This window comes from Solibacillus sp. FSL K6-1523, assembly GCF_038005225.1.
In the GTDB taxonomy this organism is placed as follows: domain Bacteria; phylum Bacillota; class Bacilli; order Bacillales_A; family Planococcaceae; genus Solibacillus.
Map to the genome: position 1 here is coordinate 593,857 of NZ_JBBOSU010000001.1, position 23,901 is coordinate 617,757.

The following is a 23,901-nucleotide window of genomic DNA, read 5'->3' on the forward strand; positions in this document are numbered from 1 at the left end:
AACAAAATATGAAGTTGGCTCTTTTCATATTCGATAGAGAGGGAGAGAACGTGCACGAACATATTCGGCATCGCTGCGTTCGACTGGGAGAGCTGTTGATTGAGACGGGGGAAACTGTACGTGCCCTTGCAAAAATGACAGGGTTTTCAAAAAGTACGGTACACAAGGATTTAACAGAAAGACTCAAACAAATAAATGAACCACTCGCACACCAAGTACAGCAAGTATTGGCGTACAATAAATCAATACGTCATTTGCGCGGAGGTGAAGCGACACGAAAAAAATGGGAAAGCAAACAATATGAAAAAAGCATTTAGATAATCTCGATTAGAATCTAAATGCTTTTTCGAATTTTAAGAAGATTCCCGTTAAAAAACCCAATAAAGGGAAATCCTTCCCATGAAATAAGGTGTAATTAACTAGTCATTATGATAAAATAATCAAGATAAAGATATAATAGATACGTAGAGATTGGAACCGGTGGGAAGGAGCTAAAAAAGCCATGTTTTCAAAAGATATTGGAATCGATTTAGGGACGGCAAATGTAATAATCCATGTGAAGGGTAAAGGGATTGTTTTAAATGAGCCGTCCGTTGTGGCGATTGATAAAAAATCAGGTAAAGTACTTGCAGTAGGGGAAGAAGCACGTCAGATGGTGGGACGTACACCAGGGAATATTAGTGCAATCCGCCCATTAAAAGATGGTGTTATTGCAGATTTTGATATTACAGAATCGATGTTAAAGCATTTTATAAATAAATTAGACGTAAAAGGTTTTTTATCAAAACCACGCATATTAATTTGTTGCCCAACGAATATTACAAGCGTAGAGCAAAAGGCAATTCGTGAGGCGGCTGAAAAAGCGGGCGGCAAAAAGGTATACTTAGAAGAAGAGCCAAAAGTAGCGGCAATTGGTGCCGGTATGGATATTTTCCAACCAAGTGGTAACATGGTAGTAGATATTGGTGGTGGTACAACAGATATCGCTGTTTTATCAATGGGTGATATCGTGACGAGCGAATCCATTAAAATCGCAGGTGACGTATTTGACAATGACATCTTGCAATACATAAAGAAAGAATACAAGTTATTAATTGGTGAACGCACATCAGAAGCAATCAAAATGACGATTGGTACGGTTGCCCCAGGTGGACGTAGTGATTCAATGGACATTCGTGGGCGTGATATGGTCACAGGGTTACCTCGTACGATTGAAATCCACTCTGAAGAGATCGAACAAGCATTACGTGAATCAGTGAGCATGATTGTACAGTCTGCAAAAAATGTTTTAGAAAAAACACCACCAGAGTTATCCGCAGATATTATTGATCGAGGTGTTATTATTACAGGCGGTGGCGCATTGTTACATGGCATGGACCAGCTATTAGTGAACGAATTAAAAGTACCTGTATTTGTCGCTGAAAATCCAATAGACTGCGTGGCAATTGGAACAGGCATTATGTTAGACAATATTGACCGTGCAGTAGCTTCTAAATAAATAACAAACAAGTGTAAGTTCTAACATTACTTAAATTATTACCGATAATATACAAATAAATAATATTTAGAGGTGAATTCAATGTTTAAAGGATTTTATACAGTCGCAACAGGTATGATTGCACAGCAACGTAAAACAGAAATTTTAACAAATAATATGGCAAATGCCAATACACCAGGTTTCAAATCCGATCAGTCAACGATTCGTTCGTTTCCAGATATGCTTATGTCCGCTGTGAATTCTACAACAATTCCAACAGAAAAAGGCTTTGCATTAAAACGTCTAGATCCAGTTGGTACGGTTAATGCGGGTGTTTATTTGCAAGAAACATTAGCAAATCATACGCAAGGACAAGTTTATTCAACAGGTCTTACAACAGATGTGGCATTGATTAATAAAACATTGCCAATAGATGCTGAATCAGGGAATTCAGGCGCTATTTTCTTCCGTTTAGAAGGAGAGGATGGCACAGAATCTTATACGCGTAATGGTAACTTTACATTAGATGGAGAAGGAAACTTAGTAAATCCAAATGGGCTCTTTGTATTAGGTGAAAATGGAGAACGTCTTCAATTTGCAAATGACTTAATTCAAATTAGTCCTGATGGTGCGATTTATGATGAAAATGGCGTACAAGTGGGAACTTTAGGTGTTTCATTTTCTGCCAATCCAGACGTATTAATCAAGCGTGATAACGGCCTTTACAATACAATCGATAATGTAAATTTACCATCTGCTTATGGACAAGCAGGGGTTAGCTTTGCTATGCAGCATCAATATTTAGAGGGATCCAATGTCGATTCTGCGAAAGCGATGACAGATCTTCTAACATCATACCGAGCATTCGAGGCCAACCAAAAAGTATTACAAGCTTACGATAAAAGTATGGACAAAGCCGTTAATGAAATTGGACGAGTTTAATCTATATTAGCGGATAAATATCCGCTAATATAGTGGAACTCTGGCTAAGAACGCCGCGTCCTGCGGCAACGCCTGAGTAACCAACATCGTGTTGGCCTAAAGCCTCCGGCGGATGTTATGGAATCGGAAGGGAGTTCTTTGTGCGAGCACAAAGCCGATTCCAAACGCAATTATGCCAAGGCATAATTGATTTAAATTTATATTAGCGGATTTTATTTTAGCAGTTGCCTAAGCAATCGCTAAATTAGTGAAACTTTGGTGAGGGGACCTCGTCTAATATTAATATGAGAGCCATCCACATATTAGCCAATTCCAAACGCAATTATACTTTATGCGTAAATCCATAAAATATCACAGCAAATTTTATTGTATAGAGGAGACATAAGCATGTTACGTACAATGGTTACTGCGACAAATACATTGTCACAAATACAGCATCAGCTTGATACAATTAGTTCAAATATCGCCAACAGTAATACACATGGCTATAAAGCACAACAAGCAAACTTTTCAGAAATGTTATATCAGCAATTCGACAATGACAAATTTGATAAAACATTACGCCAATCACCAGTAGGTATTCGCTATGGCGTCGGTGCACAAATTGGTCAAATCCAAGCGAATCAAGCACAAGGTTCTATTCAAATGACTGAGCGTGATTTAGATTTTGCACTCACTGGGAAAAATCAATATTTTAATATTTTGATGCAAGATGAAACGGGTGCAGCACAAACGGTGTATACGCGCAACGGTAGTTTTTACGTGACGCCAACAGAGCCAGGCATCGTATCACTTGTGAATAGTGATGGACATGCAGTAGCCGATTCAAATGGACAACCGATTACGTTTCCAGATGATGTGAAGCAATTTACGATGGATGCGGATGGTAGTTTAGTTGTAAATTATGCAAATGGTCCCGCACAAACATTCCAATTAGGGATTACAGCGCTTCAAAAGCCACAAGTAATGGAGCAAATTCAAGGTGGCACATATATCGGTTTACCTAATAATTTGGACGAATTAGGGTATACTGAAGAAAACATCTTAACAAATCTTCAAGGGGCAAACCGTCAAGTCGGCATTCAAAAGGGTGCGCTTGAAATGTCCAATGTTGATGTATCACAAGAGATGACGAGTTTAATTCAAGCACAACGCTCTTATCAGTTCAATACGCGCGCGGTAACAATTGCTGATCAGATGCTTGGACTCATTACGGGCATTCGTTAATCGTCATTTTTAAGGGAGTAAATTTTATGACAAATGAGTTAGAAAGACGAACAGAGCAACCAGACGCTACACCTAAGAAGAGAAGGCGTAGAAGAACGGAAGAACCGCAATCGGATCAACCGATTCGTTGGGTACAGCTACGTCTTATTCCAATTTGGCTACGCATCATACTTGTAACTGCATTATTTGTGGGTGTAGCTGTATTGGGACTCACAATTGGATATAGTTTTATTGGGGATGGAGAAGCTGGCGGTGCTCTAAAATGGAGTACTTGGCAGCATCTATTAGACATTATGGAAGGTAAGGAAAATTAAGCGTCTTTTGAAAAAGGCGCTTTTTTCTCCAAAAAATAATAAGTTTTAGCTTATACATAGTGTAAAGTACAACTTCTTGCATAAATAATATGCAAGAGGTGTTTTTTGAAGTTTTCCATACTATTGTCAAACAAATGGGGGTACTAAAATGTTAAACGCAGAGCAAATTCAAGCAATCTTACCACATCGTTATCCATTTTTATTTGTAGATCGAATTCTTGAAATAGAAGAAGGTAAACGCGCAGTAGGTATTAAAAATGTATCAATGAATGAAGAATTCTTCCAAGGCCATTTCCCTGGCTATCCTGTTATGCCGGGTGTGCTTATTACAGAAGCATTAGCGCAAGTTGGTGGTGTTGCATTATTGCAAGCAGAGGCATACAAAGGGCGTCTTGTATTCCTAACAGGGATTGATAATTGCCGTTTTAAGCGTCAAGTCGTACCAGGTGATCAATTGAAGTTAGAAGTAACATTTATTAAACTACGTGGTCAAATGGGCAAGGGGCATGGCGTTGCAACAGTTGATGGTGAACTTGTATGTGAGTGCGATATATTATTTGCGATTGGCCCAGAACAGCCGAAATAAGCACATTTGCAATTCTAACGTAAAGATTATAGAATATAGGTTGAATATATTCTTTATTTTAGAAAAATAATGAGCGAACTTTGGCATTAAACGTAGGAGGTTTTAAAATAGATGTATAAACAACTATCTTCAGGTGTAAAAATCAGTATTACTCGATCGATTTCGACATCATTTGAATCATATTTAGCGAGCATTGGTTGGGAAGAAGATAAATTTTCAATGGAAGACTTTATGATCAGTTGGCAAAGTTATTTTAAAGACAATGCAGCTTGGATTGATAAAATACCACAAGAAGTATTATTAAGCAATGAATTTCATGCGGAAATAGCTAAAAAAATTGATGAAGTTCTGGCGAAAATTTTAAATGAAAAGCCAACAGAAAAGCAAAAAAATGAAATTGCAAAGCTTCAAGAAAAATTGGGGACAAATTATACATTTGACTGCAAGGCGGAAGCAGCATACGTTGAACAGCTTTTAAAAGAAAAATTAAAATAATATCAATTATATGTTGGATAGAACCTTCCTTTCCCGGGCAATCTATGTACGATCACGATTGTGATCAACATGCAATGCTCAAATGAGAGGAGGGATTTTTTATGTGGAAACCAATGATTTTAGTTTCCGTAATGTCATTAGCACTACTCGCGGGGTGCAATACGAACAAAGACAAACTGAATGAGGAAACACCAATGCAGGATGTCGAAAACGGGGTAAATGACGTGATGCGAGATACGCGCGACGCAGTTGATGATACGATGGATGCGATTGATCCAGATATCAACAATCGTAACAACGGGACTTTACCAAATGAACCCGGTCGAGTTAATGACGGCACAATTGATAACGGAACCGTTAATCCGAACGTAAATCCAAACGTTGATAATGGTACAATCGCACCAGGTGCTCCGTCCGTTAATGAAGATGGCATCGTCGAAAGTAGCAAAGATAAGAAAGTTGAATAAGCATTACAGATCAAATCAGAATTGAATTTTACGGGATTAAAGTAAAAACCAATTGGCTGCGTAACATTTACGCGAGCCAATTGGTTTTTTATTTAACTTAATTTTGCAGCAAGTCCAACTCCAATGATTCCAAGGGACTACTATAGAAAGTTACTTTTTCCATCTTGTTGCTCTAATTTTTCATTACGTTCTTTCAGAGATGGACGTTCGCGCATACCACGCTCAAACGCTTCAAGTAGCTCGTCATTGCGCAAACCACCTTCAAGTAGCTGTGATAGTAGTAACTCGGCATATTTCTTCCGTTGGGCCTTTAAGCGTCCTTTTAATAGAACAGAGATATGATCGCCAATTTCAGAAATCGAATGTACGACAACTGAAAAGGGAGCAGGTTCATTATCTGGTAGTGAGATGATGGCGCGTGCCTCTAGAATTGCATCAGCACGTCGTAGCTCATTAAAAAATTCATGGTATTCAGAAGATGTAAATAGTTCGAGTATCCACATTTGATGACTATTTTCTTGATTAATAATAATTCCATCAATTAAAGGGATTTTTTTGATTTGACCTTCAGAAAACAAGTCAAAAGAGAGCATTTTAAAGGTTTTCAAGCGAGTTCTCCCCCTTTATTATTCCTAGTAACAGTATATCATAGAAAAATTGCGAAATTGACAATTTCAAACAGTCTTCATTAATCGCTACATACCGCTATTTGATCCGTAAATGATGCAAAAAAGGATGTTTAGTAAACTGCCTAAAAATTAATTTTCATCACGAAAATAGTGGGATTTATCACTTTTGGAATTTTGCTGAAAAGAGAAAGTATCAAGTAAGATAAAAACATCCAAAAGGAAAGGAGGTTACCGGATGAATCAAGTCGGACTTGTCGGTAGAGTAACAAAAGACCCCGTACTTCGGCAACTATCGGAAAACCGTATGTACACAAATTTTATTTTAGCGATAAATCGCAATTTCAAAAACAGCGAAGGAATCATTGAGGCAGACTTCGTTAACTGTATTGCGTGGGGACGGCTGGCAGAACGTGTTGTTAAATACTGCGGGAAAGGCTCCTTAATTGGCGTGAACGGCAGGCTTCAATCTCGAACGTATACGAATCGGGAAAATCAAAAGGTGTATATAATGGAAGTAGTTGTCGAGGATGTCCGATTTTATGTATTAAAAACTCCGAATGTAGCAGACACAATGCCAATGAAGTCCTCTCAGCATGATGTTGCACCAGAGATACCTGCTGAATTTATGTTACCTGAGTATGAAGAGAGTCTTCCTATTGAACAGCTGTAAATCTCCATGGTAAACACAGCTTTATTCTTTCTATGTAGTAGATTGCCCATATCCAGTGGAACGAAGTCGCTTTTTCTCTCTTTAAATAAAATTCGATTTGAGGTGAACGCTAAAATCTGCTGTTGACCGCGCAGTAGTGAAATTCATTCTCCTATTTTCCCGACATTCAAAAATGACGTAGAAAATTAAAAACTATCTTACACAATTGAACCAAGTAGTGAAGTAAGCAAAAAAAGAGTCTACTTCATGGCGTATAAGTAGACTCTTCTCCTCGATTAATTACGCCTTGGCGTAATTGCGTCCAGATTTTTTCGAGCGAGCTCGAAAAACTTCCCTTAAAAATCTGTGACATCCGCCGGGGCTTAACTTGATTCAGCCGGGGTTTGAACTCCTACTGAATAGAATTGCCTAATTGGCATTCATTACCTACTTATAGAAGTATGGGATGAATACTGAATCAAGTTAAATTTCAATTGCAGCGGCTTATTTTAAGCTTGCCGTATCAAGCATCATTAAATCAACTAATTCTCCATCATCGAGCTCAGTTAACCATTTGCTCGACTGAATCAATTCCTCAGATAACGCCGATTTTAATGCAATCATTTTATCAATTTTTTCTTCTATCGTACCAATTGTAATAAATTTATGCACCTGCACAAAACGTGTTTGGCCGATACGATAAGCGCGGTCCGTCGCCTGATTTTCTACCGCCGGATTCCACCAACGATCGGCATGTAATACATGGTTAGCCGCAGTCAAGTTTAACCCCGTCCCACCTGCCTTCAGTGACAAGATGAATATAGGGAACTCACCCGCTTGAAACGCCTCGACAAGACGATCACGCTGCTGCTTTGGCATACTACCTGTTAAAAAGGGAACATCCAAATCATAAAGCTCTGCTAAACAGTGCTGTAGAAGATTCCCCATTCCAATATATTGGGTGAAAATTAAGCATTGTTCCCCGTTATCCACAATTTCTGCGGTTAATTCTATAATGCGTTTTAGCTTAACAGAGCGGCCGAGCATTGCATTCGCATCCTCAAAAGGCTCCTTTAAATACAGCGAAGGATGATTACATAATTGTTTTAACTTACCTAGCATTTTTAAGATGCGTCCCTTTTTCTCAAAACCAGTCATTTGTTCAAGCTGTGCAAGCGTATCTTGAATATAACCCTCATATAATGCGGCTTGCTCACTTGTTAATGCGCAAAACTCTTGCATTTCCTGCTTCTCAGGTAAGTTCAGCATCAGCTCAGGATCACGCTTTGTGCGACGCAATAAGAAAGGACGAATTTTCATGCGCAGCACACGCTTATGTGAGTCGGATTCATCACGTTCAATCGGTAAAATAAATTGATCAGAAAATTTGCCAAAGCTACCTAAATAGCCTTTATGAATAAAGTCAAAAATAGCCCAAAGCTCGGATAGACGATTTTCGACAGGTGTTCCTGTTAAGGCGATATGATGTATACCTTGAAGTTTTCGAATTGCCCGAGATTGCATCGTTTGCATATTTTTAATATTTTGCGCCTCATCTAACACAACAGTAGACCAATCAATTACTTGTAAATTTTCCGCATCTTGTGTAGCCGTACCGTAAGTAGAAAGGATAATTTGCGGTTTTTCCTCAGCTAAGTAACTTGTGAATTCATCGCCTTTTAAACGTCGATTTCCGTAGTGGGTATGAACTTTCACATCTGGAGCAAATCGTGCAATTTCTTTTTGCCAATTTCCTAATACGGAAGTAGGGCAAATGATTAATGATGGCTTGTCCTCTTGCAATGTTTCAATCGTATACAGTAAATACGTAATCAATTGAATCGTTTTCCCAAGACCCATATCATCGGCAAGGCAAGCGCCAAATCGCTGCTCACGCATAAAAATAAGCCATTCAAAGCCCTCTTTTTGATAAGGACGTAACTCGGCATGAAGCATCGTCGGCACGGGCACAGTAGGGAGACCTTTTTTGTTTTGAAGCTGCCCAATATATTGTTGGAGCGACTGTTGCATTTCAAAGGCAAACATCAGATCATCGCGCTCGGCATCATCTAGTTCGTCGTCTTCAAGTGGGGCAGTAAGCGTTTCTGGAAGCTCACGGAATAATAAATCACGCACCGTCCAGTTTTCTTCATCAGCCTGTTCCATTAAAGCGCGCATCTCATTTAGCCACTCGGCATCCATGCGGAACCATTCCGTACCAATGCGTACAAATTCTCGCTTTTCATCAACAAGCTTACGGAATTGCTCGGCTGAGATATTTTCACCATTCATTGAAAATTGCCATTTGAATGTTAAAATATCGTCCAGTCCAGCAACAGAACGAGTCGATTGATTGTTTGCGTTAACACGTACACGCATTTTCGATTGCTTAAGTTCTTTCAACCAGGCAGGTAATATGACATCAAATCCCACCGCCTGTAATTTTGCTAAATCTTTGCGTAAAAAATCACGCACCGCTATATCTGAAAGCTCCTGATGAATAAAATGTGTATCCGGAGCATTTAATTGAATTAATTCGATTATTTGCTGCTGCATTTCTTCAATTTGTGTAGCAAGGTGAAGCCACTTTTTAGGAAGTGTCATTGAAATAGGTGATGAAAGCTTCCGTACAGCTGGTGTCCAATGCTTTACAGACCCGGCCCCAGTTAGAATCGTTTCAAGTAGCCAATTTTCTGCATTTTCCTCGGGCTCGCTTAAACGGAGCGATACTTTCACACCATCCAACGAACGTGAGCTTTGAATCGGCCAGCCACCATTTTGAAAGAAAGGAATGAGTGACACTGCATCTGCCTTTGTCATCCCAGTCGCAGCAAGTTTTTGTTCTACCGCATTTTGAATGAGCTCGTTTGAAAACGTAAATCCGTCTTCTGTCACTTCTGCACGTGCCCATAAGGAAGTAGAATTCCAAAGTGATAACGTATCACGAAGGTTGTGAAAAAGTGTCACCGTTTCTTCATCGTTAGCTTCCACATCGATGAAGGGGTGCTTATACTGAGGTGAAAAAATATCGAGTAACTCAGCAGCAGAGAGGAGTAAATCACGCTCTTGGAGTGAAGTTCCTACACCATAAAAGTGAGCCTCATAATTGAAAAAGAGTGTTGGCACCCAATTGGCAGTCGGCAAAATTAGACCAGCATCATTATAAGCGGTAACTGAATAATAGCCTGGGCGTACTTGTGAGATTGTAAAGCGGAATACCTTTAAAAAGGGCGATTTCGTATTGAATAAAAAGTGCATAATATACTGCGTAAAAACGCAATTTCACCTCCAAATACTAGTTAGGAACAAAGGCTAATAGGAGCAAAGGCTAAGAGCGCCACGTCCTGTGGCAACGCCTTTGTGACCTGCATCGTGCAGGGCCTAAACGATTAAATTACTTTTATCAATTTCTTCTTGAAGCGCACGTAAACGTTTGTGTTGATGTTGAATTTCCTGCATATAGGATTCAAAAAACTCAAGTTTGCCAGCCTTTTTTGAAGCGGATTTCATTGCCCGCCAAATTCGTACGGCTTGTTTGTAATTCATGCGCGACTTTTGCTGAACCTCACTCATCGCATAATAATGATAAAGCGGTAAAGTCACACCAGGCGCTTTTGAAACAACATCCTTTAGTCCGCAGCTATCCAAGTATGAAATGGATGACGGATAGAGCTGGTGAAGGGCAACCCAATCTTGATAGCGTTGCCGCGCGAGCAAGTAATTCGAAAAGGCTTGGACGCCGTATTTACCGTATGCAGAAAATAATGTAAGTTCTTCCCGCTCATGTAAATGGATTTGTGAATATAATAGATCAAGCAATTTTGTAAATTGCTGACGACGCATCGGTGTTAAGCGTTCGTGAATATACTCCTTTAAATAGGGAAGGGCAGCCTTTAAAATCAGCTCCGCTCCTTGTTGTCGCTCCTTCTTTAGCGCAAAATGGGCAATAGCAATGAAGGTTTCAAGGTTTGCTGGATGAATTGTATTTATAGTTTGCTGCAATTGCTCATCATCCGATTGTAAAATGTAAAAAGCGCTTCTTAATGCCATTAAATCAATGTCAGATGTCCCACTCGGCAAGCTTTCTAGTAAAAGTAATTCCTTTTGGATTTCCTTTTTCTCTGTAAATAATTTTTCCCACATGCCTAAGTACAAAGCTAAACGGCGATGTGGTGCACCTCTTTCTAAAAGGACAATAGCGCGAATCTGATGTTGAATAGCATCAAAAAATGGCTCGGTCGCAAATAATCGGCGAGCGGCCTGAACATCTGAAACTGCACTGTCAATAAGTCCGAATACTTTATCCAAATAGTAAAGGAAATAATCAGACTGCATCGGCGAATTCGTATGGATTAAATGCTCCCATAAGCGCTTTAACATAGCCACCTCAATAAATAAATCAAACAGGGGCTGCCATTCTCGTTCAAATGGGCGATGACGACGTAATTTCTGTCGTATATTTTCAAAAATAGAAGGAATTAAAATCGGTTCAATTGGTCGCTTCTTATCAATCACGTGGAACAACACTTCATCGACCATGCGCTGCCAGCTTTCTGGACTGCGCACACTTGCTAACGATTCGAGTTGAACTGTTTTTTTAGCTCTCCAGTGTCCCGTCCAGTCTTGTACGGAAATGAAATATTGTGAAAGGGCTAAAATAACACCGAGTTGGTGACGACAAATATTTTTTTGCGGGCAGCTACACGTTAGTAGCTGACGTCGAAAATCGATCGTGACCTCAGCAGGGCGCACATCTTGAACGACACTATATAGCGTTTCACTAAATGGAATAAAGCGCTCAAAAATAATCGCCTTATTGCGGACAGAAAATACTGCCCGCCTTACAAGCTCATCATCCTCGTTCGACGAGGGATGCAATTGTTGTTCGTAAAACTGCAATGTTTCTGTTATATAATCCCGATGATCTCGGGCTACTTCAGCAATGGATAAACCCATTTCATCACTCCTAATCAATTAAGCCTCGGCATAATTGCATCCAGACTTTTTCGGGCATACTTGAAAAACCCATTCAAAAAAAATCACTTCTTTCATTATAATACGAAACGAAACAAAGCGTAAACGAAGACGCTGAGAAATAAACTTACTTTAAGATGTGTGGTACCCAATGAAATACCCGAAATTGGAAGTTTGAAATGTTAAATGTATGGGGAAACTATTAGTAAGTAAAGAAAATGATTAAAAATGCATAAAATTATGTGAAAAAAAGTAAGGGCTTTTGTATTTGAAAGCAACAAATGTAAGGGCATCAACTCCCAGTAGTCTAACCGGGATATGTCTTTCTAATCGTTAGGAGGGATATTATGATTCATGTTCAATTTATGAAGCCGTTTTATACGAAGGTGGCAGGTACAAAATTGCGTTTAGTATTTGCATATCAGTATTTTTCGATTACAAAGGACGAAGAGATATTCCACTTCATTCCGATTGAGGGGAAGGAAATGGTCATTGATTTAAATACAATGCAAATCGAAAATTTATCGGATGTGTTTGTATTCCAGCGCGGCAATCGTTTTATACGCCTACCGTTATATCAGTTGCTGCTAGTATCCAACGTTCATGAGCATTTAATGCCGATTTTAGAAAATGCCTCAGTCAATGTACAGCCTACGACAACGACTGTAAAAGCCGAACTCAACGAAGAGGTCGAAAGCATCGTACGGGCGCTGGAAGAAGAAAATTTAGAGCGACTTATTGATGATGCCCTCGCTGTCCGAGATGAAGATTTATTTTATTATTTAATGATGGAGAAGCAAAAATTAGGAGAAGGCTTCGTGTCGTGAATAATGTATCACTCTACAATCAAAAAAGCAGCCGAAAACAGCGAACTGTTTCGGCTGTTTTTTTGTTTTTGTTTTTGCGCTGGAGTTGGTGGATTGTCCTCGAATTAAGGTGAAATTTACAGCTAGGTGGATAAAAAGTTGAAAGTGTTGGATAGAATCTGAAATGTGTTGGATAGAAATCGAAAAGTGACGGATAGAATCGCGAATTTGATGGATAGCGGCAAAAGAGTAGGCGGACACCCTAAGTTTGGCGACCTCCAAAAAAATCCGCCACTCCCAAATTAGGAGCGACGGATTACCTACCCAAAACTAATAATTAACTTACTTCGAAAACGTCTCTAAAGCCAATTTTGCAGTAGCATTCGCTTCTGCTTGAAGTGTTTGAACTTGCACACGTAACGCTTGTTCGATCGTCGTACGCTCAGCTAACATCTCAACAGCACGCTCGAATAGCTGCGCCCCGTCCCAATCATCTTTTTCTACATGACCGATCACCGGTTGCCCCGCAATATCGGCAAAAGCATCGATTTTCGGATCATAGGAAAGTGCGATAAACGGTGTTGCTTGGATCGCTGAGAAGATTAACGAGTGCAAGCGCATCCCGATTAATAAATCAGATTGTCCAATGACCGCAATTTTCTCCTCGATTGATAGATCACCGGGTGCGACAATTGCCGCCTCCTGCATAAGCGCGGCAAGCTCCTTTGATGATTTTTCATCATGCTCGCCATGCATCGGGATAAATACAATCGTTTTTCCGTCACGTACAAGTAAATCTAAGCTGTCAGCAATCTTTTGCTTGAACGGAACAGCAGATGGCCAATCACGCACACTGACCGTAATATAGCCGTTGTTGAAATTTTGCCCAGAAAGCCATTCACTGCGAAACGCTTCCGCATCTAGCCCCATAACAGGATCCGGCACAATTGCCACTGAATTATTCACACCAATGTCCGCTAAAAGTTGTTTTGACGCTTCGTCGCGGACGGTAATTTGCTCAACCTTTTTAAACGTATTTTTCACAAGGAGTTGACTAATTTTTTGGTTGATTGGCCCCATACCTTGCGCATAAACGAATACCGGCTTTTTATGGAACTTCGCAATGCGGATAATGCCGCAATAGTAGGGGATTGACTTCATCCCCGTTTGATCTTGCATTAAACTGCCGCCACCACTAATGAGTCCATCAGCTTGCTTCAGCATTTGTGAAACTTCTTTTAGTTTCCAACGATTGACCGCATTGACACTATAAGTTTGCGCGGTACTTGTTGGATTATTTGATAGCACCGTAATTTTAACATCAGGCTGCCGCTTACGAAGGGCATGGACGATTGAAAATAAAATCGCCTCATCCCCAACATTATCAAAGCCGTAGTAGCCAGAAAGCACTACATGCATTAAGACCACCTCGCCATTACTTTTTTAGCCACTTTAAGTAGTAGCTTAAAGATAAAGATAAATACATAACCAATAATTAAACCGAAAATAACACTATAAACTGTACGCAATACCGAAACGCCAAGTGGAATGTGTAAATGCGTAAATGTATTCATGATCGATAGGAAACCAATTACACCCGGTATAAGTAGGATGCTTCCCCATTTGCGATTAATACTCATTGCATAAAGCGCGACAATAAACAGCGGGAAGCCAATTAAAAACTCCTTCGTTCTAGGGCGAATGTATAATACATCCTCTAACCATTGACGAATCACTAATTCCAGATTGCTTACTGAGCCTGCGTTTCCTGTACGGCTAATGTAGAATAAGCCAACGACAGCAACAATAGCAAGTAGCAGTAAGTGCCAGTAACGAACTTCTTTATTGACAATTTTCACAGAAGTAGAGAGTGCATTTTTATAGCCGTTTTCAAAAATATTGGACATCAACATGAAGACGAACAGGCTGACACCCGCAATTGGGATAATGTAAACGAGTTTCACCCCGCGGAATTGCTCAAAGCCTGTAACGAAGCCATTGCCATTTAATAAACCAACAACAATCGCGATACCAACCGCACTAATTGCCACGGCTTTCATATATTGAACAGTAATTTTAACGAAACTACTTGAGCCTTGTGCTGTATGAACGACCGCATAAATCGGTGTTAATACCGCAATAATTAAAGCAAATGATTGAATGAATAGCAGGCGATCCAGTAAGAAGTAAGCAACTGCCAGTAATAGCATGACTAATGTTGCTAAAATTCGCAGTGGATTGCATTTTAACAAGCCAAACATAATGTACGTGAAAATAATGCCTGCTAGTAAAATCATCGCAGTTGCCCAAGAAGGAACATCGATTTTATCAAATGCAGCAGGTGTACCTAACTGATATGAAGCGTGCATACGTTTTTGAACATCTGTTAAATAATCAACAGCAAGCTCTAAGTTTTCTGTTGGATTTTCTGTCGTTTTAATATGGTAGAAAATCGATTTGATATTACGCTCTTTGACTGCGCGAACTGTACGATCAACCATCTTCTGTAACGTTAATGTCGTTTCACGGTTAATATCGATACTGTGTAGGCGAATCGAGTCGTAATTTGTATTACGTGCAAGCGTTTGTTCACCAATCATTGCATTACCTTCAATTGTATAGAAGGAATAATCGGCCTCTTTTAATTGAGTGATCATCGCACTTTGTGATTCTTGTCCAAAGCCGATTACTTCAGCGCCAGAACCAAGTAGTCTAGATGTATTATCGGATTTCATATCTACTAATTGTTGAACGATTTTGTTGTTCACAACTTCACTTTGAGCGTTTGTCACGCGGAATACATGAAGTAAACCTTGTGCTTGAATCGCTTCAAGTGCGATCTCATCATAGCCAATCGGTGTATCAATATCGTAATCTTCATTTGAACGAGCTAGGAAGTAGAATGGCTCATCGCCAATCATCACTTTCTCTAAATCGATATTGTCCGTAATTAATTGCTCATAATAAGGATCTTCAGGGACAGAAATATAATACCCAGGCTCCGTCACATCAATCGCATCACGGTAAGGGGTAAAGCGCAGTTGTGCCGCTAAATTGCTTTCTTTAAAAATCGAAATAATATTTTGATTTTCTAAATCTCTCAGATGGATCGGACTCAAACTGACAGTCGTTAATCCCGCCTCTTTTAATGTGGCAAGAATTTCATCTACGGATAAGTCGCTTTCAGTAGAAGTAGTTAAAATTTCATCATAGGGAATAATAATTTCATACGTTTTATTACTTTGTTCTGCTTTCCAACGATTGATTAACCCCGTGGAAGAGGCAAGTAGTAATAGGACAATGATCGCCCATAGCCAAGTGCGTTTTAATTTCATCGTGGTCCTCTTTCTTTCTGGTAATTGAAGTTTTTTTCCGATTACAGGAATTTTACGTAAATCATCTGGATGGATGGCTCCTGTTAGCCATAGCAGTCCGAAATACACGACACCGCCAATAGCCATTGCTATAAATACATAGCCGAGTGCTAAAAGACGTCCCCAGCTCGCCACATCAAAGAACAACGTAGGTAGTCCAACAACAGCACCCATTATAATAGAAGAAAGTACAATCTTTACAGTGTTCCAATTGACAGCCGCAAAGCGTATGGCACGCAGTAAGAACACAGTATTGATGATAAATACGACAAGGTAAACAACTAATGTCGACCAAGCAGCACCATCTAAGCCGTAAAGCTGAATAAACACAATATTTAACACGATTTTTAGCAGGACGCCCCCTACAATAATGAATGCGCCTACCCGTGCTAAATTCATCCCTTGCAACACACCTGTACTTACTAATGTCAGTGAAGTAAATACCGCACTCGCACTAATAATCGCAAGCATCGAGCTACCTTCTACATTTGTATAAAGGGCTAAATTTAATGGCAATGTGACGGCAAGTAAGCCTATCGCAGCAGGCCATGAAATTAAATGCGTCATGCGATATGTTTGTTCGATAACAGTACGCGTACCAAGTAAATCTTTTTGCGCGAGTTTTGTCGTAATAAAAGGAACGAGCGGCAAAATGATAGAAGAAGCGAAAACGGTCGTAATTTGTACTAACGTCGCACCGCGTCCATAAAGTCCAAATAAATAATGGATTTCCTGCTGTGCCTCTACACCAATTTGTCGTAACGAGTAAGTGATCGTAAAGGAATCAACAAAATTAAACAACGCCATCGTAACCGAACCAATAGCAATCGGAATCGAAATTTTTAAAATGGTGCCACTCCATTTTGAGAAATCCTGCGCCTCATATTTTTCTTTACTAGCAACCTTAAATGGCGAGCGCTGATATTTTAAGCGTAAGTAAAGGAGTGAGATAAACGCACCGAATACCGAGCCGATCATCACACCACCGGCAATAATTTCAGTTGAGTAGTCCATTTTCACAAGGACATAGGCCGCAACAATAATAAGTATGGCCCGAACGAGTTGCTCGACTACTTGTGAAATCGCGGTAGGGCGCATATCCCCATAGCCTTGGAAAAATCCACGGTAAACAGCCATATAAGGGGCAACTAATAAAGTGAGCGCCACAATAATTAAGGCAAAGCGAGTAGATGATCCTCCGAGTGTTTCCGCAAGTAAATGAGAGAAGCTAAAAATAATCGTAAAGCTAAACAATCCGAAACAAATAGCTAAAATACTCGCTGTCATATAAATTTTCTTTACTTGCTGCGGTGTTTTGCGCGCATTGGCTTCTGCAATGAGCTTGGAAATCGCAAGTGGAATCCCCGCGACAGATAAATAAAGTGCCACCATATAAACAGGATACACGGCAGTAAATATACCAAGCACCTCATCCCCGGCAATGTTTTGTAAAGGGACGCGGAATATACTGCCCAATATTTTTGAAAGTAGCGTCGCGATCGTGAGGATGATGGTACTTTTCACTAATGTAGATTGACTCATCGCGGTTATACCTTCCCTTTACGCTTCATTGAAAATACTTTTAGCGCAAATTGCGGAAGTACGAGCATGCGTTTCCAACGGCTCGGTTGTTTGAGTAAACGATAAAGCCATTCTAAATTTAGTTTTTGCCAAAAGACAGGTGCGCGTTTTACCGTTCCAGCAATGACGTCAAAGGAACCGCCAATGCCCATGAACACCCCGTGAGAGAATTTCCCCATGTTTTCAGAAATCCATTGCTCTTGGCGCGGTACACCAAGTGCCACAAAAATTAAGTCTGGACTGAGCGCGGCAGCATCCTCGGCAATCGTATTATTGTCCCAATCAAAGAAGCCATCATGATGCCCAACAATTTCTACATTCGGATATTGTTTTTCAATATTAGCTACTGTTTTTTCGAGCGTTTCTTTTTGCGCGCCTAATAAGTAAATTTTATAGCGTTTTTCTTGCCCGATGTTTAAAAGCCCAATCATTGTGTCATATCCTGTGACACGCCCTGGTAGATCTTCACCTAGTATTTTCGCGGCTTTCACGACACCGATGCCATCCGCACAAATATGCGTTGCTTCATTAATATAGCTTTTTAATTTAGGCTCTTCATTTGCACGCATGACAATTTCAGGGTTTGCGGTAATGACAAATGTTTTTTCCTTTTGTTCAATGCGACCCGCTAACAGCTGTATAAAGTTTTGCTGATCTATATGTAAGAAGGGAACACCCATAATCTTTACATGTTTCATAATTGTTATGACAACCTTTCTATTTCTAATATCCACTACGCCTCGGCAAACTCATAATCAGAGTTCTACTATTTAAATGAAGCAAGTCCATTGTGTTTTACTGCCATTTATCATACCACAAAAGTATTCTAGAAAGTGAATTTGCTTCAGCAGAAGTCTTTCGGGGAATGGTATCGATTTTTTAATTGGAATTAAGAGAACTACTGTTAACTCTTTGACGTTTGGATATAAAAAAAGTTCATTTGGATTTAGGGATGGTTAAATTATGGAAACACCCCCATGGAAGCGTTTTCTATTTAAATGGAAGGGATATGTATTACAACCTAAATGTAGTTATTGAATTAATATGGCGAGAATGCAACATTCCGTGCGAAATAACGACATTCTGATTTGTCACAATATCGACACATTTCACAATGCAGGCTTGTATCGAAAAAACGCAAAACTTGCCGATAACACTTATGTAAGTAGGTAGCAATCCGTTTTAGCGTACATTCTTATTAGGGCCAGGATTACAATGAATCCACTAAAATATAGGCGAAACGGTGTGCAATTTCTAGTGGTGATGTCCGTCTGGATTAATTGGTTACTAGTTATGTATATTGCTATATATTTCAACATAGGATAAGATTGTTACGCATCTAACATTTGGTATTGGATGCAAGGAATAGAGGAAGATGTTTCATCCCTTGCTAAAAGGGGGAAGATAATAAGATTCAAATTATCTCAAATATCGCAAATATATCCTTGTGTTCCAAAATGATAGATGGTATATTATAGAAGTAAATAAGTGTACTAAACTGCAACATTAGTCGCTAGTTTAGAAGCATTTAAAAAAACCTTTTTTTGCTATGTTTAGTAGGTAGCGAATACGATATTTTTAATATTGTGGGAAGCTAGTATTAAGCGGAATAAAAGGTAATTTAGGAGGAAAAAATTAAATGACAAAATTAAACAAAAGTCGCAAGTTTATCGCGACGTCTGCAACTGCTGCATTAGTAGCATCTGCAATCGTACCAGTAGCATCAGCTGCTCAAATTAACGACTTTAATTCAGTTGCACCATTCGCTCAAGAAGCGGTACAAGACTTAAACGATCGTGGTGTTATTAAAGGGGACCAAAAAGGTAACTTTAACCCTAAAAATAACGTAACTCGTGCAGAAGCTGCTACAATCTTAACTAACGCTTTAGGCTTAGAAGGTTCTGGTTCAACTAGCTTCGCTGACGTGAAAACGAACGCTTGGTACTACGATGCAGTTGATGCTGCAGTATCGAACGGAATTTTCCAAGGTCAAGGCGCTGGCAAATTCAATCCATCAGGTAACTTAACTCGTTCTGAAGCTGCAATCATCCTTGTTGATGCTTTCGGTTTAGAAGGTTCAGCTGATCTTTCTGAATTCAAAGATAGCGCTAGCGTTAAATCTTGGGCTCAAGAAGCTTTAGAAATCGCAGTTGCTAACGAAGTAATGAAAGGTGATGCTGGTAACTTAAAGCCAAACGCTTCTATCTCTCGTCAAGAATTCGCTGTAATGTACCACCGTACTGAAGCTCTAGAAGTTGCTGAAGAAGTTGCTGGTTCAGTTAAAGCTATTAACGCTACAACTGTTGAAGTAACATTTGAAGAAACAGTTACTGACTTAAATGCATTAAACTTCGCTATCGAAGGTTTAACAATTTCTAACAAAGCAATCAAACAAACGGATTCTAAAACTGTAGTATTAACAACTTCAGCTCAAACTGCTGATGTTGATTACACTGTAACAGTTAACGGCGAATCTGTTGGTTCATTCAAAGGTGTTTCTGCTGTAATCCCAACTGCTATCAAAACTGTTGTTGGTTCTCACCAAGGCGTTTTCGGTAAAGATGTAACTTTATCTGCTGAAGTAACAGTTGCTAATGGTCAATCTAAAGCAGGTATTCCTGTAACATTCAACATTACTGATTCTAAAACTAACGACAAAAACGACAAGATCGAAGTTGTTGCTTACACTGACGATAAAGGTGTAGCTTCTTACTCTTACACTCGTTACTACAAAGGAACAGACGAAGTAGTTGCATACGCTTCAGATAAAGCAACTGTAAAAGCTTCTGCAAAAGTTTACTGGGCTTCTGAATTACAATTAACAGTTAAAGCTGACGAAAAAGATTTAAAATTAAATGACGGCGACAGCATCTCTTATTCAATCCAAGGTGAAGACAATGGAGTTGTATTCGTAGCATTTAAAGAAAACCAAGGTGTTAAATCTGATGAAATCGTTGATGTAAAAATCAAAGATACAGATGACGATACTGAAATTGCAATTTATGACAAGGGCGAAGATGCTGAAGTAACGAATGAAAAGAACTTCTACCCATACTACACAGATTCAAAAGATTACCGCATTGCAGCTATTTTATTAGATAAAGATGGCGAAGGTTCATTCACTCTAACAGGTGAAGATGCATCTGTAACTCCGATCGTTTATACTTTCGGTGATGAAGTTAAGAAAAAAGCAGATTTCGATGTAACTGATTATGATGATGCTGATTATAGCCGTACAGCTCTTCAAGCAGTTGGCGAAACTGTTACATTCGGAGATACTAATACATTAGCAATCTCTATCAAAGCTGAAGGTAACCAAAATGCAGCAGCTTATGATAAAGCTATCTGGGGTTCTGTACTTAAAGATGGTCATGAATTAGGTAAAGACTTTGAAGACCTGTTCAATCTTGGTGGACGCAGCTATGTTGCAACTATCAAAGATAAAGACAACGACTTAGTAGGTAAAGGTTTCGAAGTATCTGTAATTATCGACGAAGATAAAACAGATGAAGATGAAAAAGTATTCTTAATCGATGCTAATGGTAAAGTACATGACACATCTGATGAAAAAGTTATCATTTTAGAAGCTAATAAAGATGGTGAAGTTGAATATACTTTAGTTGGTGAGTCAACTGGTTATGCAACTGCAACTCTATTCATCGATAAAGATGAAGATAAAAAATTAGATAAAGGTGAGAAACAAGCAGATGCTGAAAGAGTTTACTTCAAATCTCCTTCTATCAAAGCTGCTGGCTTAAAAACTTATAACACTGATAAAAATGAAATTTCTTCTGTATCAGCTGGTGAGTCTGTAGTATTTGCTTATATGTCAGTAGATCAAAATGGTAAACCATACCACGAAGATTCTAAAGATAAATTTGTAACTACATTCTCTGTTACTGCAAAAACAACAGATGTAATTGTTGAAGGTAAAACAGTAAAAGCTGGAAGCACTGATACATTCAAAGTAACGAGTGACAACGGTGTTGCTGTACTAGCTGTTACAGGTAAAACTAAAGGTAACGTAACTGTAAAAGCTTCTTCTACAGGTCCAAAATTAACTACAGTTTCTAAAACTGTGAAATTTGTTGGTGAAGATGACGTAGCACACGGTTATATCGGTTTAGTTGAAGCAATCAACACTACTGAGAAAACAATCCGTTTTGTTGGTAAAACACCAGTTGATTACGCTACATCAGATAAGTTCTACGACTTAGATGAAAAATCAATGAAACGTGCTGCGTTCATCGATGATGTTCAAGCTGCATTAAAAGATGGTAAAGACGTTAAAGTGAAATACGAAGAAGATAAAGATAACAACTCTTGGACAATTATTTCAATTGGAGCTGTTGGTTCATCTACTGACTATGAATCTGCACGTATTGCTATTAACAAAGCATTATCTGTTAATGATGTATTAGTAGCTTTAGAGAAACTTGAAGGCTTCCCTACATTAATTAAAGCTGATAAAGATGCTATTGCAACTACATTCTTTAATAATGTTAAGGCTGGAACTACATTTAATAGTGCAGCAGCATTAAATGTTGCTTATGAAACTGCAACTACTAATCCATTGAAAACTGCAAAAGCAGTTACGGATTTAACAACTGCTATCAAAGCAGCTCAAGCGAAACATGATGCAGCAACAGAAGGTACTGGTCTTGGTCAATACGAAGCTGGTGCAAAAGCAGCTTTAAAAACTGCTATCGATACTGCTACAACTGCACGTAACACTATTGTAAATGGTACTGTTACTACTACTGGTACAAACCATGAAGCAATCTTAAATGGTGCTACAACTGCATTAACAACTGCTGTGACTGCATTTGATAATAAAAAAGTAACTGATGCTCGTCAAGAATTAGGTAAATCTATTACTGCTGCTGAAGATTTATTAAAAGCTGCAACAGAAGGAAGTAACCCAGGTCAATATGCAGTCGGTTCTGTAGCTACTTTAACAACTGCTATTAAAGCAGCTAAAGTACACTTTGAAGCAACTCATACTGCAAATGCAACTTTAGTATTTGAAAAAGATAATTTAGATCGTGCAATTGCTACATTCAAAGGAAATGAAGTTAAAGTTGTAACAGTTACAACTTCAGCTGATAGTGCTAATATTGAATTAACATTCTCACCAGCATTAGCAGCAGCAATCTCTACTGTAACTGAAGATGGAGCAGCAACTGCAGTGGCTGTAGCTCCTAATGCAACAGTTTCTAATGTTAAAATTACTGTAACTGGTACACCAGTTAATAATGATACAATTACAGTTGAAGCACAAGTAGAAAACGTATTAAAAGCTGATGCTACTCAAGCTACTATTAAGTTTGTATTAAAATATGTTGATACTAAATGGGTACTTGTTGAAGACACAAACTTCAAAATTGCTAAATAATTTAGTCTTATATTATACCGTGCACCTAGTGCACAAACAACTCTAACAATACACTACAATTTATGAAAATAAATTGAATGTGGTTAGAATGAGGGAAGTCCTATGTGAGAGAAATCTTGCATGGGGCTTTTCTTTTTGTACTTTTGGTCTTAATTTATTTTCAGAGTTGTTGTTATATTGTGGGTTGGATAAATAAACAATACATTTAAACATATGTAGTACAAAAAATAGGCTCATCAACAAATTCCGGAGATGGCAAATTCAATGACCTGTTTCCGAACATAATCGTAGGAAAAGGTGGTCATGATTTCGGTTGCCAAATCCATGTCTTTTGATAAGCTTAATTTTATTATTTGTGCCTTTCATAATGCGGTTTGAGGAAGGCGGAAATGGTCGTATCTACCATAGATTTTTCATCGGTAATCTTTGAAACGACACTACTTGTATAAAATTGATAACGTTCCAACCAAACTTTTAAGCGGATTTTTGCTTGGGTTTCTGTTGTTGTTTTTAGCACATAGCGCATAGGATTCAAAGCTTGATAGATATGTTTTGTATGGAAATCTTCCTATAGCCACTCACGCACTAAACCACGTTCTACTTCTGTTAATTCTTTTGACTGTCGTGCTAAACAACAGTCGATAAATCGTGATTTGTGATGCTTTTTGATTTTATCTAAATAACGAAATCTACGCTGCTAAGCTTCCGTGAAAAATAGGATTAAATGAAATCGGTCTAATCATGAGTCGCCTTTAGGAAAATAGACGTGATCGCACCTGCCATAGCCACTGCGAAATCACTGACCGCGGTTTGAATCATCCCTGTTACTTACTTTAAAAGCGATAAAAAAGTAGTTATATAGGCAATATAAATAGTTCTTTCCCATAATACGAAATGTTCTTTCATATACAAACCAATTTAGGGGATAGAGAATGTTCAAGATCTTGATAATGTTGAAATTTATAGAGTCTTGATATCGAAAAGG

18 protein-coding genes are annotated in these 23,901 nt (G+C 38.9%); 11 read left to right on the plus strand and 7 right to left on the minus strand.

The window, feature by feature from the left end; genetic code table 11:
- Window positions 1-50: 50 nt before the first annotated feature.
- The 8 genes from MHI10_RS02830 to MHI10_RS02865 all read left to right on the plus strand — a co-directional run bounded on the left by MHI10_RS02830 (window position 51) and on the right by MHI10_RS02865 (window position 5,508).
- Entirely contained in the window at window positions 51-317 is a 267-nt protein-coding gene (locus MHI10_RS02830; protein WP_057986824.1) for a sporulation transcriptional regulator SpoIIID, read from the plus strand.
- A gap of 185 nt (window positions 318-502) precedes the next feature.
- Complete coding sequence (locus tag MHI10_RS02835; RefSeq protein ID WP_340782750.1) at window positions 503-1,498, plus strand: rod shape-determining protein; 996 nt, start codon at window positions 503-505, stop codon at window positions 1,496-1,498.
- Between the two features lie 81 nt (window positions 1,499-1,579).
- Window positions 1,580-2,419, plus strand: a complete 840-nt coding sequence (locus tag MHI10_RS02840; RefSeq protein ID WP_340782751.1) for a flagellar hook-basal body protein — start codon at window positions 1,580-1,582, stop codon at window positions 2,417-2,419.
- 387 nt (window positions 2,420-2,806) lie between these two features.
- Window positions 2,807-3,646: a flagellar hook-basal body protein gene (locus MHI10_RS02845; RefSeq protein ID WP_340782752.1), complete on the plus strand. Its 840-nt coding sequence runs from the start codon at window positions 2,807-2,809 to the stop codon at window positions 3,644-3,646.
- 26 nt (window positions 3,647-3,672) lie between these two features.
- Window positions 3,673-3,960, plus strand: a complete 288-nt coding sequence (locus MHI10_RS02850; protein ID WP_340782753.1) for a DNA-directed RNA polymerase subunit beta — start codon at window positions 3,673-3,675, stop codon at window positions 3,958-3,960.
- A 148-nt stretch (window positions 3,961-4,108) separates the two neighbouring features.
- Window positions 4,109-4,546 carry a 3-hydroxyacyl-ACP dehydratase FabZ gene (gene fabZ, locus MHI10_RS02855; protein ID WP_340782754.1) on the plus strand — a complete coding sequence of 146 codons (438 nt, stop codon included), beginning with the start codon at window positions 4,109-4,111 and terminating at the stop codon, window positions 4,544-4,546.
- Window positions 4,547-4,657: 111 nt separating this feature from the next.
- Window positions 4,658-5,041 carry a hypothetical protein gene (locus MHI10_RS02860; protein WP_340782757.1) on the plus strand — a complete coding sequence of 128 codons (384 nt, stop codon included), beginning with the start codon at window positions 4,658-4,660 and terminating at the stop codon, window positions 5,039-5,041.
- A gap of 101 nt (window positions 5,042-5,142) precedes the next feature.
- Entirely contained in the window at window positions 5,143-5,508 is a 366-nt protein-coding gene (locus MHI10_RS02865) for a hypothetical protein (protein ID WP_340782758.1), read from the plus strand.
- Window positions 5,509-5,648: 140 nt separating this feature from the next.
- Here the strand turns inward: MHI10_RS02865 and MHI10_RS02870 are convergent, their stop codons facing one another.
- Window positions 5,649-6,116, minus strand: coding sequence for a YwpF family protein (locus tag MHI10_RS02870; protein WP_340782760.1), 468 nt, complete (start codon window positions 6,114-6,116; stop codon window positions 5,649-5,651).
- A gap of 256 nt (window positions 6,117-6,372) precedes the next feature.
- Here MHI10_RS02870 and MHI10_RS02875 point away from each other — a divergent pair, with 256 nt between their 5' ends.
- The gene (locus tag MHI10_RS02875) at window positions 6,373-6,807 is read left to right on the plus strand and encodes a single-stranded DNA-binding protein (protein WP_340782761.1); all 435 of its coding nucleotides are present in this window, start codon (window positions 6,373-6,375) and stop codon (window positions 6,805-6,807) included.
- Between the two features lie 483 nt (window positions 6,808-7,290).
- On the opposite strand, the gene MHI10_RS02880 is transcribed toward MHI10_RS02875, so the two are convergent.
- Entirely contained in the window at window positions 7,291-10,044 is a 2,754-nt protein-coding gene (locus MHI10_RS02880; protein WP_340782762.1) for a DEAD/DEAH box helicase, read from the minus strand.
- Window positions 10,045-10,167: 123 nt separating this feature from the next.
- Window positions 10,168-11,742 carry an SWIM zinc finger family protein gene (locus MHI10_RS02885; protein WP_340782763.1) on the minus strand — a complete coding sequence of 525 codons (1,575 nt, stop codon included), beginning with the start codon at window positions 11,740-11,742 and terminating at the stop codon, window positions 10,168-10,170.
- 365 nt (window positions 11,743-12,107) lie between these two features.
- On the opposite strand from MHI10_RS02885, the gene MHI10_RS02890 reads away from it, so the two are divergent.
- A complete protein-coding gene (locus MHI10_RS02890; RefSeq protein ID WP_340782764.1) occupies window positions 12,108-12,587 on the plus strand; it encodes an IDEAL domain-containing protein in 480 nt (159 codons plus the stop codon).
- A gap of 321 nt (window positions 12,588-12,908) precedes the next feature.
- Here MHI10_RS02890 and csaB read toward each other — a convergent pair whose 3' ends face one another.
- The 3 genes from csaB to MHI10_RS02905 are packed head-to-tail and all read right to left on the minus strand — an operon-like array spanning window position 12,909 to window position 18,219.
- Complete coding sequence (csaB, locus tag MHI10_RS02895) at window positions 12,909-13,985, minus strand: polysaccharide pyruvyl transferase CsaB (protein WP_340782766.1); 1,077 nt, start codon at window positions 13,983-13,985, stop codon at window positions 12,909-12,911.
- Window positions 13,985-17,482 carry a DUF5693 family protein gene (locus tag MHI10_RS02900; RefSeq protein WP_340782769.1) on the minus strand — a complete coding sequence of 1,166 codons (3,498 nt, stop codon included), beginning with the start codon at window positions 17,480-17,482 and terminating at the stop codon, window positions 13,985-13,987. Before MHI10_RS02900 ends, csaB begins: the two co-directional genes overlap by 1 nt.
- 5 nt (window positions 17,483-17,487) lie before the next feature.
- Window positions 17,488-18,219 (minus strand): WecB/TagA/CpsF family glycosyltransferase, encoded by a 732-nt coding sequence (locus tag MHI10_RS02905; RefSeq protein ID WP_340782771.1) that lies wholly within the window; start codon window positions 18,217-18,219, stop codon window positions 17,488-17,490.
- 941 nt (window positions 18,220-19,160) lie between these two features.
- On the opposite strand from MHI10_RS02905, the gene MHI10_RS02910 reads away from it, so the two are divergent.
- Entirely contained in the window at window positions 19,161-22,916 is a 3,756-nt protein-coding gene (locus MHI10_RS02910) for an S-layer homology domain-containing protein (protein ID WP_340782773.1), read from the plus strand.
- Window positions 22,917-23,177: 261 nt separating this feature from the next.
- On the opposite strand, the gene MHI10_RS21380 is transcribed toward MHI10_RS02910, so the two are convergent.
- Window positions 23,178-23,315 (minus strand): transposase, encoded by a 138-nt coding sequence (locus MHI10_RS21380; RefSeq protein ID WP_445683204.1) that lies wholly within the window; start codon window positions 23,313-23,315, stop codon window positions 23,178-23,180.
- Window positions 23,316-23,901: the final 586 nt, after the last annotated feature.